Annotated in this window: 11 protein-coding genes and 1 pseudogene; 6 read left to right on the forward strand and 6 right to left on the reverse strand. The window is 68.0% G+C overall.

The features are described 5' to 3' along the window. Nucleotides 1-165: 165 nt before the first annotated feature. Nucleotides 166-2,364 carry a (Fe-S)-binding protein gene (locus ABZ780_RS29480; protein ID WP_357003358.1) on the reverse strand — a complete coding sequence of 733 codons (2,199 nt, stop codon included), beginning with the start codon at nucleotides 2,362-2,364 and terminating at the stop codon, nucleotides 166-168. A 290-nt stretch (nucleotides 2,365-2,654) separates the two neighbouring features. Then, complete coding sequence (locus ABZ780_RS29485) at nucleotides 2,655-2,918, reverse strand: cell division protein CrgA (protein WP_357003356.1); 264 nt, start codon at nucleotides 2,916-2,918, stop codon at nucleotides 2,655-2,657. A 222-nt stretch (nucleotides 2,919-3,140) separates the two neighbouring features. Between ABZ780_RS29485 and ABZ780_RS29490 the strand changes: the two genes are divergently transcribed. The 4 genes and pseudogenes from ABZ780_RS29490 (at nucleotide 3,141) to ABZ780_RS29505 (ending at nucleotide 6,790) form a co-directional block, all read left to right on the forward strand. Then, complete coding sequence (locus ABZ780_RS29490) at nucleotides 3,141-3,944, forward strand: DUF881 domain-containing protein (protein WP_357003354.1); 804 nt, start codon at nucleotides 3,141-3,143, stop codon at nucleotides 3,942-3,944. Between the two features lie 986 nt (nucleotides 3,945-4,930). Further along, nucleotides 4,931-5,854, forward strand: a pseudogene (locus ABZ780_RS29495) (class E sortase); the annotation flags it as partial. A gap of 4 nt (nucleotides 5,855-5,858) precedes the next feature. Continuing rightward, a complete protein-coding gene (locus ABZ780_RS29500) occupies nucleotides 5,859-6,137 on the forward strand; it encodes a hypothetical protein (RefSeq protein ID WP_357003352.1) in 279 nt (92 codons plus the stop codon). Nucleotides 6,138-6,139: 2 nt separating this feature from the next. Then, nucleotides 6,140-6,790 carry an aminodeoxychorismate/anthranilate synthase component II gene (locus ABZ780_RS29505; RefSeq protein WP_357003350.1) on the forward strand — a complete coding sequence of 217 codons (651 nt, stop codon included), beginning with the start codon at nucleotides 6,140-6,142 and terminating at the stop codon, nucleotides 6,788-6,790. Between the two features lie 19 nt (nucleotides 6,791-6,809). Here the strand turns inward: ABZ780_RS29505 and ABZ780_RS29510 are convergent, their stop codons facing one another. Next, complete coding sequence (locus tag ABZ780_RS29510) at nucleotides 6,810-7,154, reverse strand: hypothetical protein (protein ID WP_357003348.1); 345 nt, start codon at nucleotides 7,152-7,154, stop codon at nucleotides 6,810-6,812. Nucleotides 7,155-7,684: 530 nt separating this feature from the next. Between ABZ780_RS29510 and ABZ780_RS29515 the strand changes: the two genes are divergently transcribed. Then, nucleotides 7,685-9,823 (forward strand): glycoside hydrolase domain-containing protein, encoded by a 2,139-nt coding sequence (locus tag ABZ780_RS29515; protein ID WP_357488155.1) that lies wholly within the window; start codon nucleotides 7,685-7,687, stop codon nucleotides 9,821-9,823. Between the two features lie 12 nt (nucleotides 9,824-9,835). After that, complete coding sequence (locus ABZ780_RS29520; RefSeq protein ID WP_357003344.1) at nucleotides 9,836-10,498, forward strand: hypothetical protein; 663 nt, start codon at nucleotides 9,836-9,838, stop codon at nucleotides 10,496-10,498. Nucleotides 10,499-10,684: 186 nt separating this feature from the next. Here the strand turns inward: ABZ780_RS29520 and ABZ780_RS29525 are convergent, their stop codons facing one another. The 3 genes from ABZ780_RS29525 to ABZ780_RS29535 all read right to left on the reverse strand — a co-directional run bounded on the left by ABZ780_RS29525 (nucleotide 10,685) and on the right by ABZ780_RS29535 (nucleotide 13,949). Then, nucleotides 10,685-11,863 carry an ABC transporter permease gene (locus ABZ780_RS29525; RefSeq protein ID WP_357003342.1) on the reverse strand — a complete coding sequence of 393 codons (1,179 nt, stop codon included), beginning with the start codon at nucleotides 11,861-11,863 and terminating at the stop codon, nucleotides 10,685-10,687. A gap of 74 nt (nucleotides 11,864-11,937) precedes the next feature. Further along, entirely contained in the window at nucleotides 11,938-12,600 is a 663-nt protein-coding gene (locus ABZ780_RS29530; RefSeq protein ID WP_357003340.1) for an ABC transporter ATP-binding protein, read from the reverse strand. A gap of 5 nt (nucleotides 12,601-12,605) precedes the next feature. Next, nucleotides 12,606-13,949, reverse strand: coding sequence for a peptidoglycan-binding domain-containing protein (locus ABZ780_RS29535; protein ID WP_357003339.1), 1,344 nt, complete (start codon nucleotides 13,947-13,949; stop codon nucleotides 12,606-12,608). Between the last annotated feature and the right edge of the window lie 212 nt (nucleotides 13,950-14,161).

A 14,161-nucleotide genomic window follows, 5' to 3' on the forward strand; every position in this document is an offset into this window, starting at 1 on the left:
CTCTCAACACCCTCACCCGGCAAACCCCGCGGCGGTTATATGTCTGTGGTTTTCAGACGTGGGCTCTACCTATCAAACGACACCCCCCCGGACAGCTCACCGCGCGGGGGGGGCCCCGCCGGGGGGCCGCCGCCGTCGTGGTCCAGCTTCCGCCGGGGGTACGCCTCAGCCTGCGGTCGGCACGACCGCCGGCTCACCGGCCGGGGCCTCCGGCTTCACCGAGCGCAGCAGGACGGTCGCCACGTCGATCACCTCGACCTGCTCGCCGGCGCCCTTGCCGTTGACCCCGTCGCTGAGCATCGTCGAGCAGAACGGGCAGCCGACGGCGACGGTCTTCGCCCCGGTGGCCATGGCCTCCTCGACCCGGTCCACGTTGATCCGCTTGCCGATCTTCTCCTCCATCCACATCCGGGCGCCGCCTGCGCCACAGCAGAAGGAGCGCTCGCTGTTTCGCGGCATCTCGGTGAGCTCGCCCCGGATGGCGTCACCGAGAACCTCGCGGGGAGCGGCGAAGATGCGGTTGTGCCGGCCCAGGTAGCAGGGGTCGTGGTAGGTGACACCGCCGTCGACCGGCTGCACCGGGGTGAGCTTGCCGATGGACACCAGGTGGGCCAGCAGTTGGGTGTGGTGGACGACCTCGAACTCGCCGCCGAGCTGGCCGTACTCGTTGCCCAGGGTGTTGAAGCAGTGCGGGCAGGTCGCCACGATCTTGCGCTTGGTCTTCTCGCGGCCCTCGAACGCCTCGTTCAGCGTCTCCACGTTCTGCTGGGCGAGCATCTGGAAGACGAACTCGTTGCCGATCCGCCGCGCCGGGTCACCGGAGCAGGTCTCGCCCTCACCGAGGATCGCGAACTTCACGCCCGCCTCGTTGAGCAGGGTCGCCACCGCCCGGGTGGTCTTCTTGGCCCGGTCCTCGAAGGCGCCGGCGCAGCCCACCCAGAACAGGTACTCGAAGTCGTCGACCTCGCCCACCCGCGGCACCTCGAAGTCGAGGCCCTTGGTCCAGTCCTCGCGGGTGTTCTGCGGGGCACCCCACGGGTTGCCCTTGTTCTCCAGGTTGCGCAGCATCACGCCGGCCTCCGAGGGGAAGCTCGACTCGATCAGCACCTGGTAGCGGCGCATGTCGACGATGTGGTCCACGTGCTCGATATCCACCGGGCACTGCTCGACACAGGCGCCGCAGGTGGTGCAGGACCAGAGCACGTCCGGGTCGATGACGCCGCCCTCCTCGGCGGTGCCGATCAACGGCTTGTCACCCTCGGCCAAGGACAGCACGTCCAGGTGGGCGAGCTGCGCCTGGGTGGCCTTCTCCTCGCCGGTGAGGTCCTTGCCACCGCCGGCCAGCAGGTAGGGCGCCTTGGCGTACGCGTGGTCGCGCAGGCTCAGCACGAGCAGCTTGGGCGACAGCGGCTTGCCGGTGTTCCAGGCCGGGCACTGCGACTGGCAGCGACCGCACTCGGTGCAGGTGCTGAAGTCCAGCAGACCCTTCCAGCTGAACTGCTCGACCTGGGCGACGCCGAACTGGTCCTTCTCCGGGTCGGCCTCCTCGAAGTCGAGCGGCTTGCCCTGGCTCGTCATCGGGCGCAGCGCGCCGAGACCGGAGCCGGCCGGCTTGGCCGGCTCACGCTTGAAGAAGATGTTGGGGAACGCCAGGAAGCGGTGCCAGGCGACACCCATGGTGACGTTCAGCGAGATGACGATCAGCCAGGTCATCGAAATCATGATCTTGATGGCGGCGGCGACACTCACGCCGTCCTGCCAGTCGGGGAGCACCGCGCCGACCGCGTGGCTGACCGGGGTCGCCCAGAACGGGAACTCGAAGTGGTCGGTGGCGACCTTGAAGCCCCGGATCACGAACCCGAAGACCAGGACCAGCAGCACGATCCACTCGACGAAGTAGCCCTGCCACATGCTGGAGCCGGTGAACCGGGACCGGCCGCCCGGCCGGCTCGGCCGGTTGCGGAGCCGGATCGCCATCAGCACCAGGATGCCGACCAGGCCCAGCACACCGATGATCTCGGTGACCAGGCCGAAGATCGTCCAGTGCCCGATGATCGGCAGGCCACCATCGGTGGTGACGACCTCGAAGTACGCCTCGAGCACGAGCAGCGACAGCACGATGAAGCCGACCATCACGAACCAGTGGGCCGCCCCCACCACACCCCACTTGAACATCCGGGTGTGGCCGGCGGTCTCCACCAGCATGGTCTTCGTGCGGGTGGCCTTGTCGTCGAACCGCTCCGGGGCGGGCTGCCCGAGTCGGATGACGGCCGTCATCTTCAGGACCGCACGCACCGCCAGCCACACCGCCACGGCGGTGATGCCGGCCGCGAGGATCGTGGTGACGATCTGGACGCTGCCCATCGAGTTGGCCTCCCCGGTGTGCTTGCTGTCGAGCAGTACAGCGACCGGGGCCGGGTCAGGACGAAGCCGGCATCGCGCCGCCGCCGCACCTGCGACCGGACCGGTCGATGACCTCGCTCCGCTCGGTCATACAGTGCAGCCTACGCGCAAGGTTACCCAGCGGTAACGTGAGTCATCTCGCAGTAGGCCACGCCGCCTGCGGACACCATAGGGTGCCCCGCCCGGTCGTGCCGGGCAGGGGCGCGTCGGGATGACCAAATCCTCTGCGACGCGGTGGGCGCCGCGCCGGCTCAGCGCCAGCGGGAGAGCAGCGCCAACGACCCGACCATCGCGCCGAAGCCGACGGCGAGGTTCCAGTACTGCCACGAGGCGACCGGGTACTGCTGCTCGGAGAGGTAGTAGACCACCAGCCAGCCGATACCCACGACGATCAGAGCGACCGCGGTGACCGGCAACCACACCGGGCTAGGCTTGCGCGTCGACGCCGCCGTCGTCGGACGGACATCCGTCGGCGGGGTGTACACCTTCTTCTTGCGGACCTGGGACTTGGGCACGACGCTCTCCAGAGGGGGTGACGACCTCGGCCGGCCTGACAACCGGGCGCGGAAGCGACGGTCATGGCCAATAATGTTCGACAGCTAGCGTAGTCCCGATCGGCCGCCTGGACCACGAATGGGGTCAGGCCGGTGCGCGGAGTGACCGAAAAAGGCGGGACTGTTCGCATCACCCGGCCCAACCGGGGCGGACCGGCCCCCGACACGCGGAAGGAACGCTCGGTGGAGTACACATCCGGCGCGGCCTCCTGGCAGAAGGTCCTCCGACGGGCCGTCGCCGGACTGCTGCCCCGGCGACCACGGCAACGTCGACCCGGCTGGTCGATCGGCGTGCCCCTGATCGCCGCCGCAGCGGGGCTGCTCTTCACCACCACCGCGACCACGGCCGGCGGCACCGCACTGCGAGAAGACCGGCGGCCCCAGCTCAACCAGCTCATCGAGGAGCGCCGGGAGCAGGTCGCGGCGAGCGAACGCCGGGCAGCCACGCTGCGCAACGAGATCGAAGATCGCACCGACACCCTGGCCGACTCGGACGCCCCGATCCAGGCCCAGCAGACCCGTGCCCAGCGCAGCCTCCAGTCGGCCGGGTTCACGGCGCTCACCGGCACCGGTGTCACGGTCGAGTTGAACGACGCGCCCCAGCACAACGACGTGGCTCACTCCGACGCCAGCAACGACGACCTGGTCGTGCACCAGGGCGACGTCCAGGCGGTGGTCAACGCACTCTGGGCCGGAGGGGCGGAGGCCATGTCAATCATGAACGTCCGCGTGCTCGCGACCAGCGCGGTACGCTGCGTCGGTAACACCCTGCTGCTACATGGGCGGGTGTACTCCCCACCGTTCAAGATCGTAGCGATCGGCGATCCCGCTGCCCTCCAGCAGGCCCTCGCCAGCTCTGAGGGAGTCCGGTTGTTCAAGGGCGCTGTCGACGACTACCAGCTCGGCTACAAGGAGTCCGTCTCCACCGTGACGGTCCCGGCCTTCGAGGACTCGACCGCCCTGCGCTCGGCGACGGTGCCCAGGTGAGCGGCCCGGACGAGCGGCGCGACGGGCGACACCGGGACCAGGCCGACGAACCGACCGACATCCTACCCAGGGTCAACCGGCCGGAGCCGACTCCCGGCCGGCCCGAGCCGACCCCTGGCCGCCCGGAGCCGACTCCCGGCCGGCCGGCCCCCGCCGGCAACTGGCCTGAGCCGGTGCTGCCCACCCGGCCCGGCCCGGCCCGCCCGCCGACCGCTCCCGAGCCGCCGCGCGCCACCGGTGCACCCTGGGATGACCGCGCCTCCCAGCCGCGCCCTGGCCGGACCGACCACACTCCCCGGACCGACCACACTCCCCGGACCGACTACCCTCCCCGGACCGATCACTCGGCCCCGCCGAGCGCTGGCCGACCCGACCCGTCGCGCGCCTCGGGCCACCCCGGCCCCGCCGCGCCGCCGCCCTGGCCCGGTGCCGCAGCGGCCAACGCCGCAGCGACCGGCCCCGGCCCGCACGTCGGGTCCGGCCGTCCCCCCACCGGCCCCGGCCGACCGACCGCCTCCCCCGATCAGGGGCCGGTCCGGCCGGCCGTCCCCGGCAACGTCCCCGTCCGCCCGCCAGCGCCCGGCACCGCGAGCACCCGCCCGCCTGCCCCCAGCGGCCCGCCCGGCGTACCGACCGGGCCGGGCACCGCGCCGGGCCGTCCCGGTGGCGCTCCGACCTGGTCGGGTACGCCCGGCGGCGCTCCGACGCGGCCGGCAGGGTCCGGTCCCTCGACGCCGCCGACTTCCTACCCCCCGGCCCGGCCGACGGCATCCGCCGGTCCCTCGAACCCGCCTGGCGCCTCGAACCCACCTGACGTGAACCCGAACCCGTCCGGCGCCTCGAACCCGTCCGGGGGCGACGCGCCGACCGCGTTCCTCCCGCAGGTCGGTCCGCGCTCCACCCGCCCGACCGGTTCTCCGGGCGGCGCGCCGGTCTCCCCGGCCGGGCCCAGCCGCGGTTCGGAGCGCGGCCCGGAGCGCGCAGCAGACCCGGGCGCCACCGCACTCATCCCCGCCGTGCCCTCCGGGCCCGCGCCCCGGCCCCCGGTGATGGACTCCACGGCCCTGATGGGCGCCGTCCCCCGCACCCCGACCACCGACGATCCGGCCGGTGCGGACGAGAGCGCCGCCGAACCTCCCCGCCCCCGGCGCGGCGAACGGGTGGTCCAACTCCGGCCGCACCAGACCGGCGAGGGCTACAAGAGCGTCTACTCGGAACTCACCCGCCCGTCACTCGGCTCCCGGATCCGTAGCGGCATCCGGATCACCGGCGAGGTCCTGATCACCTTCGGCCTCGTGGTGCTGCTCTTCGCCGGCTACGAGATCTGGGGCAAGTCGGCAATCGTCGACGCCCATCAGAACGACCTCAGCAACGAACTCGCCCAGGCGTGGGGCCCGACCGACGACCCGACGGTGGCGCCATCGGCCGTCCCGAGCGTCAAGCCGTCACCGCCGGTGCGCGGCAAGCCGATCGCGGGCCTCTACATCCCCAAGCTCGACAAGAACTGGGTGGTCGTCGAGGGCGTCACCCAGGCCGACATCCGGTATGCCCCTGGCCACTACCCGGCCAGCGCGCTGCCCGGTCAGGTCGGCAACTTCTCCGTCGCCGGCCACCGCAACCGGGCCACCTTCTGGCGGCTCGACGAACTCGACGACGGTGACGCGATCGTGGTCGAGGGCAAGACCGAGTGGTACGTCTACAAGGTGTCGCAGTCCCGGATCGTCAAGCCGACGCAGGTCGAGGTGGTGGCGCCGGTCCCCGGCCAGCCGGACAAGAAGCCGACCAAGCGGATGCTGACCCTCACCACCTGCAACCCGAAGTTCGACAACTACCAGCGCCTGATCATCCACGCCGAGCTGGACCGGACCCAACCCAAGACGGCGGGCCGCCCGGCAGAGCTGGGAGGCTGACCCGATGTACGCGTTCATCTGGCGCAAGCTGCCCTTCGGGCTGGTCGGCAAGCTGACCGGTTCGGTGCTGCTCGCCGCCGCCGCGGTGGCCCTGCTCTGGTTCGTGGCCTTCCCCTGGGCCGAGCCGCTGCTGCCCTTCGACGACGTGCAGGTCGAGTCCGGCGTCCCCGCGGAGACGGGCGGCGGTGACGCGGTGACCGGGGAGACCCCGGCCGGTGACGAGCACGAGTTGCCGTACGACACCGACCAGAACAACCCCGCACCGTCCTCCCCGAGCAGGTGACCATGCGCGTCCTGGTGATCGACAACTACGACTCGTTCGTGTTCAACCTCGTGCAGTACCTCGGCCAGCTCGGCGTGGACTGCGAGGTCCGCCGCAACGACGAGATCGACGTCGCCGAGGTGGGCAGGGTCGGCGCGGCCGGCATCCTGCTCTCACCCGGGCCGGGCAGCCCGGACCGCGCCGGCATCTGCCTGGACGTCATCCGGGAGTACGCGGGCAAGCTACCGATCTTCGGCGTCTGCCTCGGTCACCAGGCGATCGGTGAGGCGTTCGGGGCGACGGTGACGCGGGCTCCCGAGCTGCTGCACGGCAAGACCTCCGAGGTGCGGCACCACTCGGTCGGCGTACTCGCTGGTCTGCCCGACCCGTTCACCGCCACCCGGTACCACTCGCTGGCGGTGCTGCCCGAGACGCTCCCCGACGAGCTGGAGGTCACCGGCTGGACCGAGTCCGGCGTGGTGATGGCGATGCGGCACCGGACGTTGCCGATCGAGGGCGTGCAGTTCCACCCGGAGTCGGTGCTCACCGAGGGCGGCCACCTGATGCTCGCCAACTGGCTGGCCGGCTGCGGTCACCCGGAGGCCCTGGATCGGGCACCGGCGCTGGCAGCCGAGGTCGACACCCGCCGCCGGGCAGCGTTCGCCACCACCTGATCTGGCGCGTCCTGGCGGCTCAGGACTCCTTACCACCTCTGCGACGGGTACCCGTACCGAGCAGCGTGACAGTGAGGACCGTCAGCGAGACGACGCCGAGGGCTTGGCCGAGCCGATCGATACGTTTCGCGTTGCACGTCCGGTACGCCCTTTCCCAGTAGTTCCCGTCCGATGGGCCCACCCAGAGGTCCAGATCCAGGCTCAACGCGTTCCCGCAGGCCTTCTGTTCGTGATCTCCCGGCCCGAGGATATAGATCGGAAATGCCAGCAGGAGCACGACCAGGGCGGTCCCGACCCATGCGACTCGGGTAGCCGTCACCCAGGTGCGAAGCCTCGAACTGCCCCGCTCGATCTCGACGCTCATCGGGCAGATGATAGGGCGATGGGCACCGCTGTACAAACACGGTGAATTCCACCGTGGAGCGGCGGAAGTCCGCGACGAACGCCACCCCGAGGCTCCCGGGGCACTCATCCGCCCTGGGACGCCCATCGCCGACACGACCCGCCGCGTCAGCCACGATCAACCCAGATGCCCGTCAAGCCCGACGCACCACCACCCGGACGTGATCCCAATCATATCGAACACGCTCTTCAACCCTGTGGCCTCGCACACCTCCCGCGACCGGAGCACCTACAAGTTTGATCAGCTCACGTGAATGTGAATTATGTCCGATCTGCCGCCCCCCACCGTAGTGGATCGTGCACTAACATTCCCTTAGCGCGCCGAAGATAATTCGCTTTCGGGCAACCCTTGCGTGGTGCATTGAGGTGCCATTTTGCGGATCAACAGGCCGGCACCGCCTGCGGATCTGCAACTAATGACCTACGCGTGCGACTGGTTCCGTCGCGTTCCCTGCCCCTACCAACTCGATTCATCGGGTGAAACGAGGAGCAATGCCGATTACCATCCACAGTCGTGCCACCTGGGCCCCCTACGTACCTGCGGAAAAGCGCGACCACGCCATCTTTGGGCCCATACCGAGCAGCAACCCTCAATGGAACCCGGTCGGCGGGGTGTTCATCCACTATCGCGGAGGCGGTGGCGATGAGAACGACTACCCGACGGAGGAAGACTGCCGCCGCGACGTGGCCGAGGTATACGACAATCACACCAGCAACGACGAGTTCGAGGGAGACATCGGCTACAACTTCCTCATCTGCAAACACGGCAACATCTACGAGGGCCGGGGTTACGAGCGAGGCGAGGCAAACGCTCCGGGATATATCAACGGACTGGGGCGCAACGCGGGGTTCTACTCGATCTGCGCCCTAATGCGATTGAACCACACCGCAAGCGAGCCCATGCTGCAGGCGTACCGGGCGCTCATCAAGCATCTTCGCGAGGAGGCTCCCAGAAGGACCGGCCTCCAGATCTATCCGCACTCGCACGAATACGACACCCAGTGCCCGGGCCACCTCCACATGTACGCCAAGCCGGGATCCACCATCGACCCGGCGGCACCGTGGATCGGCGCCGGCGACGTTCACGTGTACGCGGCCCAGAAGTGGGTCAACGCCACGTACGCGAACGCTCCGGGATACATCAGGTGCCCCGAGAACGGGAAGACCGGATGGTCCACGGCGCTCTCCCTGACCCAAGCGCTCCAACACGAGCTCGGCATTTCCCCAACGGTCCAGAGCTTCGGACCCGGCACGTTCGACGCTGTCCGGCTGCGCAACAAGATGCCGAGCGAAGAGTTGGGCCGGCCGAATCTTGTTCGCATCTACAACAGCGCTCTGTTCTGCAAGGGCTACTGGGCATCCACGCTCTACGACGTCTGGGGGCCCGCCTCACAGACATCCCTTGAGCAGCTCTACAGGGACGCCGGACTGACATACGCCCAGACTGGTATGTGGCCGCACATCGTCAAGGCGTTGATGCGGATGGACCAGTTCCGGCTTGTGCCGGGTGGTGACATCAATATCCAGAACGTCCAGAAGAGGCTCAACTCGCGCTACGTCGCGGGAATCCGCATCCCAGCGATGGGCCTAGTCCCCTGCGACGGCATTTACTCCCGGGATGTCCAGCAGGGCTTCATGATGGCGGTCCAGTACGAGATTGGCATCGCGCTCAACTCCATCAACGGATACTTCGGTCCCGGCACCCAGTCCGGCCTCAGAGGAAGGGGCTCGGGGACGCTCACCGGCGACCTCAGGTATCTGTTCCGGTCGGCATGCTACTTCAATTCGCCGACAATGCTTCCGGGAAACCCCCAGGTGCCGTTGATGTACCGCCCGGAGGACATCGGCACCGACACGCTGACCAGCACCCACCTTAATTGGGTGCAGGCATTCCAGCGCTTCTCGCAAATTCCCGTAACAGGGCACAACGACTACACGACGTGGGCGCAACTACTCGTCTCCAGCGGTGACACGGATCGACCCGCCACCGGCTGCGACTGCATCACCGAGATCACCGCCGCCCGCGCAGCCGCACTGAAGTCGGCCGGTTACCGGATCGTCGGGCGTTACCTCGACGAGCATCTGCCGCCGACGGACCCGTACTACCTCGGCAAAGCGCTGAAGCCCGGCGAGCCCCAGACAATCATCGACGCTGGGCTGCGGTTCTTCCCGATCTTTCAGTACAACGGGAGAGAGCTGTTCAACTTCACATACGAGAAGGGGTTCGACCAGGCTTGGGCCGCCTATCAGAAGTCGCTCGAACACAGGATCCCGGCCGGCACCTGCATCTACTTCGCAGTCGACTACGACGCGATGGACTCGGAGATCGACAGCAACATCAAACCGTACTTCGAGGGCGTCAAGGCGCTGCTCTCCAATCACGGTAACCCATACACCTTCGGTGTCTACGGGTCCCGCAACGTGTGCAGTCGCATCTCGCACGAGGTCGGCGCCCGCTGGTCCCTGGTCTCCGGCATGTCCTGGGGCTTCTCCGGCAACCTGGGTTACCCCTTGCCAGCGAACTGGTCTTTCAACCAGATCAAGGAGTACATGTTCCAGTCGAACTGGGGACTGGACCACAACGTTTGGCGCGATGGAAGTGACCCCGGCGTATCCGCCCTCAGCGACTAGTTAGGAATCCACATGGTTACCAGACGCAGTCTCCTCGGGGCTGCCGCAGGCAGCGGCGTCCTCGCTCTCGCGCCCAGCCTGCCGGCCAACGCTGCGGGCAAAGCCCCTGCGCGGTGGACACGTGGTGTCTCCGCCAATGGTTGGAAGATCGACCCCGCCGCCATCACCACCTACCGGGTCGAGGGATCGAACGCCACGGTTGCAGTGCGACAGGGCAGCGCCGCTGCGATGTTGCTGCACGTCGCGCGCCGCTGGCACTACGAGATCGCGCCGCTGGACACGGGTGAAGGCGGCGGAATCACGGGGCATATGACGGAGCGCGCGGTCCAGGCGGAATTCGAGTCGAATTACCTGTCCGGCACCGCCATCGCCCTGCACCCGACCGCCTACCCGGTGGCCGGCAGCGAGCGGCTGTGGCCGCACCACGAGGCCATCGTGCGGGACATTCTCGCCGACTGCGAGGGCACGGTCGTGTGGGGCGGCGACCTAACCCCGGTGAAGACCTCGCACTTCGAAATCGCCGCCCGGCCGGCCGACAAGGTCCTGGCCCGCGTCGCCGCCCGATTCGATATCGGTAGGCAGACCGAGTTCCGGTTGCAGACCGCTGGTACCGTCGCCGACCCGGCGATGCCCGCGCGCCGCGAGAAGGCGCGGAGGGTTCCCCGCCCGCGCTGACCTGGGCCAGCCGAACAGGGCGAGGCGCTCCGGACCACACCATGCGGCAACACGGACGGGCTCCTCCCTATGGGAGGAGCCCGTCCGATCGTCCTACGCCCCGTCTGCCTGTCCTCGGGCCACAAAGCCCGCTGCGGGTGTCCAGAGCGCGGGACCACGCCCGGCGTTAGCGATTCGCCAAGTGGGTCACCGTTGAAGCGCGGACACCGGTTGGATCCGGATCGCGCGAGCGGCAGGCCAAAGGCCCGCTACCAGTCCTGTCGCCGCGCTTGCCGCTACAGCTATCATCGCGGCGCGCATATCGAGCACCGGGCTCCAGCGGTTCACAATGCTGACGGTGGCAACGGTCGCTACGCCAATAAGGACGCCGACCGCGCCACCGATGGTGCCTAAGACCGTGGTCTCGCCGACCAGTTGCGCGAAGATGTGTGACGGGCGAGCTCCCAACGCGCGACGTAGCCCGATCTCCGCGACCCGCGTCGTCACGGAGGCTGCGGCTGCATTGGCGATCGTCACCGCGCCTACGGCAAGCGCGACGATGCTGAGCAACACGGTCGACAGCGCCACGTTGCCTTCCACCTCCCGGCGCAGCTGTCGCGGGTCGGGAGGCGCGACGACTCGTAGGTCTTGCGGGCTCTCGGGATGCAGCGCGGTCGCAGCCTGCGACCCGATCAGTTGAGCCGCACCGGGAGAGGTCCGGATCAGAACCTCGCGGTTAGCGTCTTCCTCCGCTCCCTGACGGTACGACTCTAGGAGGATCTCAGCCGTCGAGGCTGGCATGAGCGCCCCGGTGAGTGAGTCCTGGCGCCGGCCGACGTCATAGAAGATGCCCATGACCGTGAAGGCCCGGTCATGGATGAATACGGCGGCGCCGACCCGGGTGATGCCCAGGGAATCTGCGACCGGCTGCGACAGCAGGACGACGTTCGCCCCGCGAGATTCATGAAATGCATCGAAGGAGCGACCGACGGTGAGCCGGGGTTCGATCGCGGCCAGCGCACCCGGGTCGACCCCGAATACTGCGAATGGGCTTGTTGGGGCACCGAGCCCGCGAGCAATGGGTTGCTCACCAAGACTGATGCGCGAGCCCGCATCGACGACGCCGTTCAGTCCCCGCAGTCGGGTCAGGGATTCGGCGTCCTGCCACCTGATGTCCAAACCCTTACTTTGCGGAGAGACGACGACCTCGGTGGCGCGCCTGATGTCGAAGCTGCTCGACACCTGCTGACTTATGGTGGAGGAGATCCCCAGGGTAGCTACGAACGCCACCGCGCCGAGTACGGTGCCCACCGCAGTCATGAGGGCGCGTCCCGGATGCCGCATCACTGACAGGGTCGCTTCCCTGGCCCAGTCGATCAGACCCATGTGAGACGGCCGGACACCGAGTGTCTCCCACAGCGACTCGTCGGTCCGACGGGTCGCAAAACGCGGTATGCGTCTCACTCCTCTGACACCACCCCATCGTCGACCCGGAGCCGACGAGCGCCCTGGGCGGCCACATTAGCCTCGTGGGTGACGACGATGACGGCTTGGCCCTCGGTGTGCAGCTCCCGCAGCAACTCCAGCACTGTGGTTGTGTTGGCTGAGTCGAGGTTGCCGGTCGGTTCGTCGCAGAACAGCACCCGCGGCCGGTAGGCCACCGCCCGAGCGATGGCCACCCGCTGGCGCTCGCCCCCGGATAGCGTCCGTGGGTCAGCCGTGGCCCGGTGGGAGAGTCCAACCCGCTCCAGCACCTCCTCAGCGCGCCGCCTCCGCTCACGCCGCGTCTGCGGGCCGTACAGCATGCCAAGCTCCACGTTTTCCACCACGGTCCGACCCGACAGCAGGTGGAAGGCCTGGAACACGAAGCCGAAAAGCTGCCCCCGAGCGGCGCCGCGGGTGGTCTCCCGCAAACCGGTCATCTCTACGTCGTTGATTCGATAGCTGCCGTTACTGGGAGCGTCAAGCAGTCCCAAGATGTTGAGCAAAGTCGACTTTCCGGATCCAGAGGGGCCGGTGATCGTGACGTAGTCGTTTGGCGCGATGTGCAGATTGGTCGGACGCAACGCGTGCACTGGATGCCCATCATCGTAGGTTCGGCTCACGCCGGTCAGCTCCAGCACCGCTGCTAGCCCTGGTTGCCTTGGCCGACCACGACCCGGTCCCCGGCGGTCAATGTGCCGGTGCCCTGCGGCGTCACCTCGGCCCAACCTCCAGCCACCCGCCCCGCGCTGACCGTGACGTCGTCAATGGTGTTGTTGGGCCGCAGAACGGTGACAAAGGTGCTGCCGTCGGCGCGCGAATAAACCGACGCGACAGGAACGACGAGCACCGGTGTGTCGCTCGCGGCTGCGGCGAGATCGACCCGGACGGTCCGGTCGGCGATCGGCGCCATCGCCTCGCCGGTGAAGGTAACGCTGATAATGAAACCGGACAGGCCGAGTTCCTGGTCGTTGCTGGGCTCGGTTGCGATCTGTCTGATGGTCCCGGCAGCAGTACGACCGGTGGCTTCATCCGCAATAGACGCCGGCTGGCCAGCGGTGATCAGGTCGATCTGGTCCCGGCTGGCTGCGGCAACGACATATGCAGCGCTACCATCCACCTCGAACAAAGCTGCGTCCGGCTTATCAAGTAGGTGTCCGACGCGGACCAGCACCTTGGTAACGGTGCCGGCCGAGCCGATCCGGATCACACCGGCCTGCCGCAGACTTGGACCAGCCTCCCGTTCCGTGGTGGCCAGCGTCGTCTGTGCGGCCTTCAATACCGCCTTGGCATCGGCCACGCCGGTATTCGCCGCTACCGATTTTTCCAAGCTAGCCTGGGCCTGCCCGACGGCGGCACGCGCAGCGGGCAACGCGGCCGCCGCCTCGGCCTTGCCAGGGCTGGCCTCGAACCCGCGATCTTTGAATAGTCGCCCGACCGCTGATTGAGTAGACCTATCGAATGTTCCGGAAACGCGGACACGATAGCCGAGTCGGCTAAGAGCGCGCTGAACTTCGGACACGTCCGGACCACGCACGCCGCCGACAAGATCCCGGTAGAGCGGGAAGGCCAAGTTCAGCGCGATGACCGGTTGCCCCGTCACCACGAGCAGGACCTTGCCTTCCTTAATGGACTGCCCGTTCTTCACCGGGACGGACGTGACGACACTATTTGGGCCGATAGCGGGTCCCGGAGGCTTGATCTTCCGACTCGCGCCGGCAACCACGCGACCGCGCAGCACGACCGGCTGGGAGAGCACGCGCAGCTCGGCCGGGACCGTAATCAGGGATGCCGTGGGTGGTGCGGCGTCGGCCGCAGCCTGCTCCGGCGAGCGAAGCTGCGATCCCAACACCAGCGACATGGCGGTTAACAGCGCCACAGCGCCGACCGTCCCAATCACGGCCTGGAGGCCGCGCCGCGAGCGCCATCTCGACACGCCAGTCACATTGTTCTCCTGATCAAAGCCGAAGCCGATTGTGCTGCGCTGCATCTGCGTTCGCAGCGCTGGCCGGCGGGAGTTCTCGCGTCACCGCACCGTTCACGTCGCGACGGAAGAATTTCTCCCCGTGGCACATGGTCGTCATCATCGTCGTAGGCAGCAATCTCTGGGCGGCGTGGATGTCACCGACCCGTAAGCGCGTGCGTGGTGTGCAGCAACTCGACGACCTGGCTGCCACAACACCGACGCGCCAGACACACGCG

The sequence above is a fragment of the Micromonospora sp. NPDC047467 genome (assembly GCF_040643095.1).
Taxonomy (GTDB): Bacteria; Actinomycetota; Actinomycetes; order Mycobacteriales; family Micromonosporaceae; genus Micromonospora.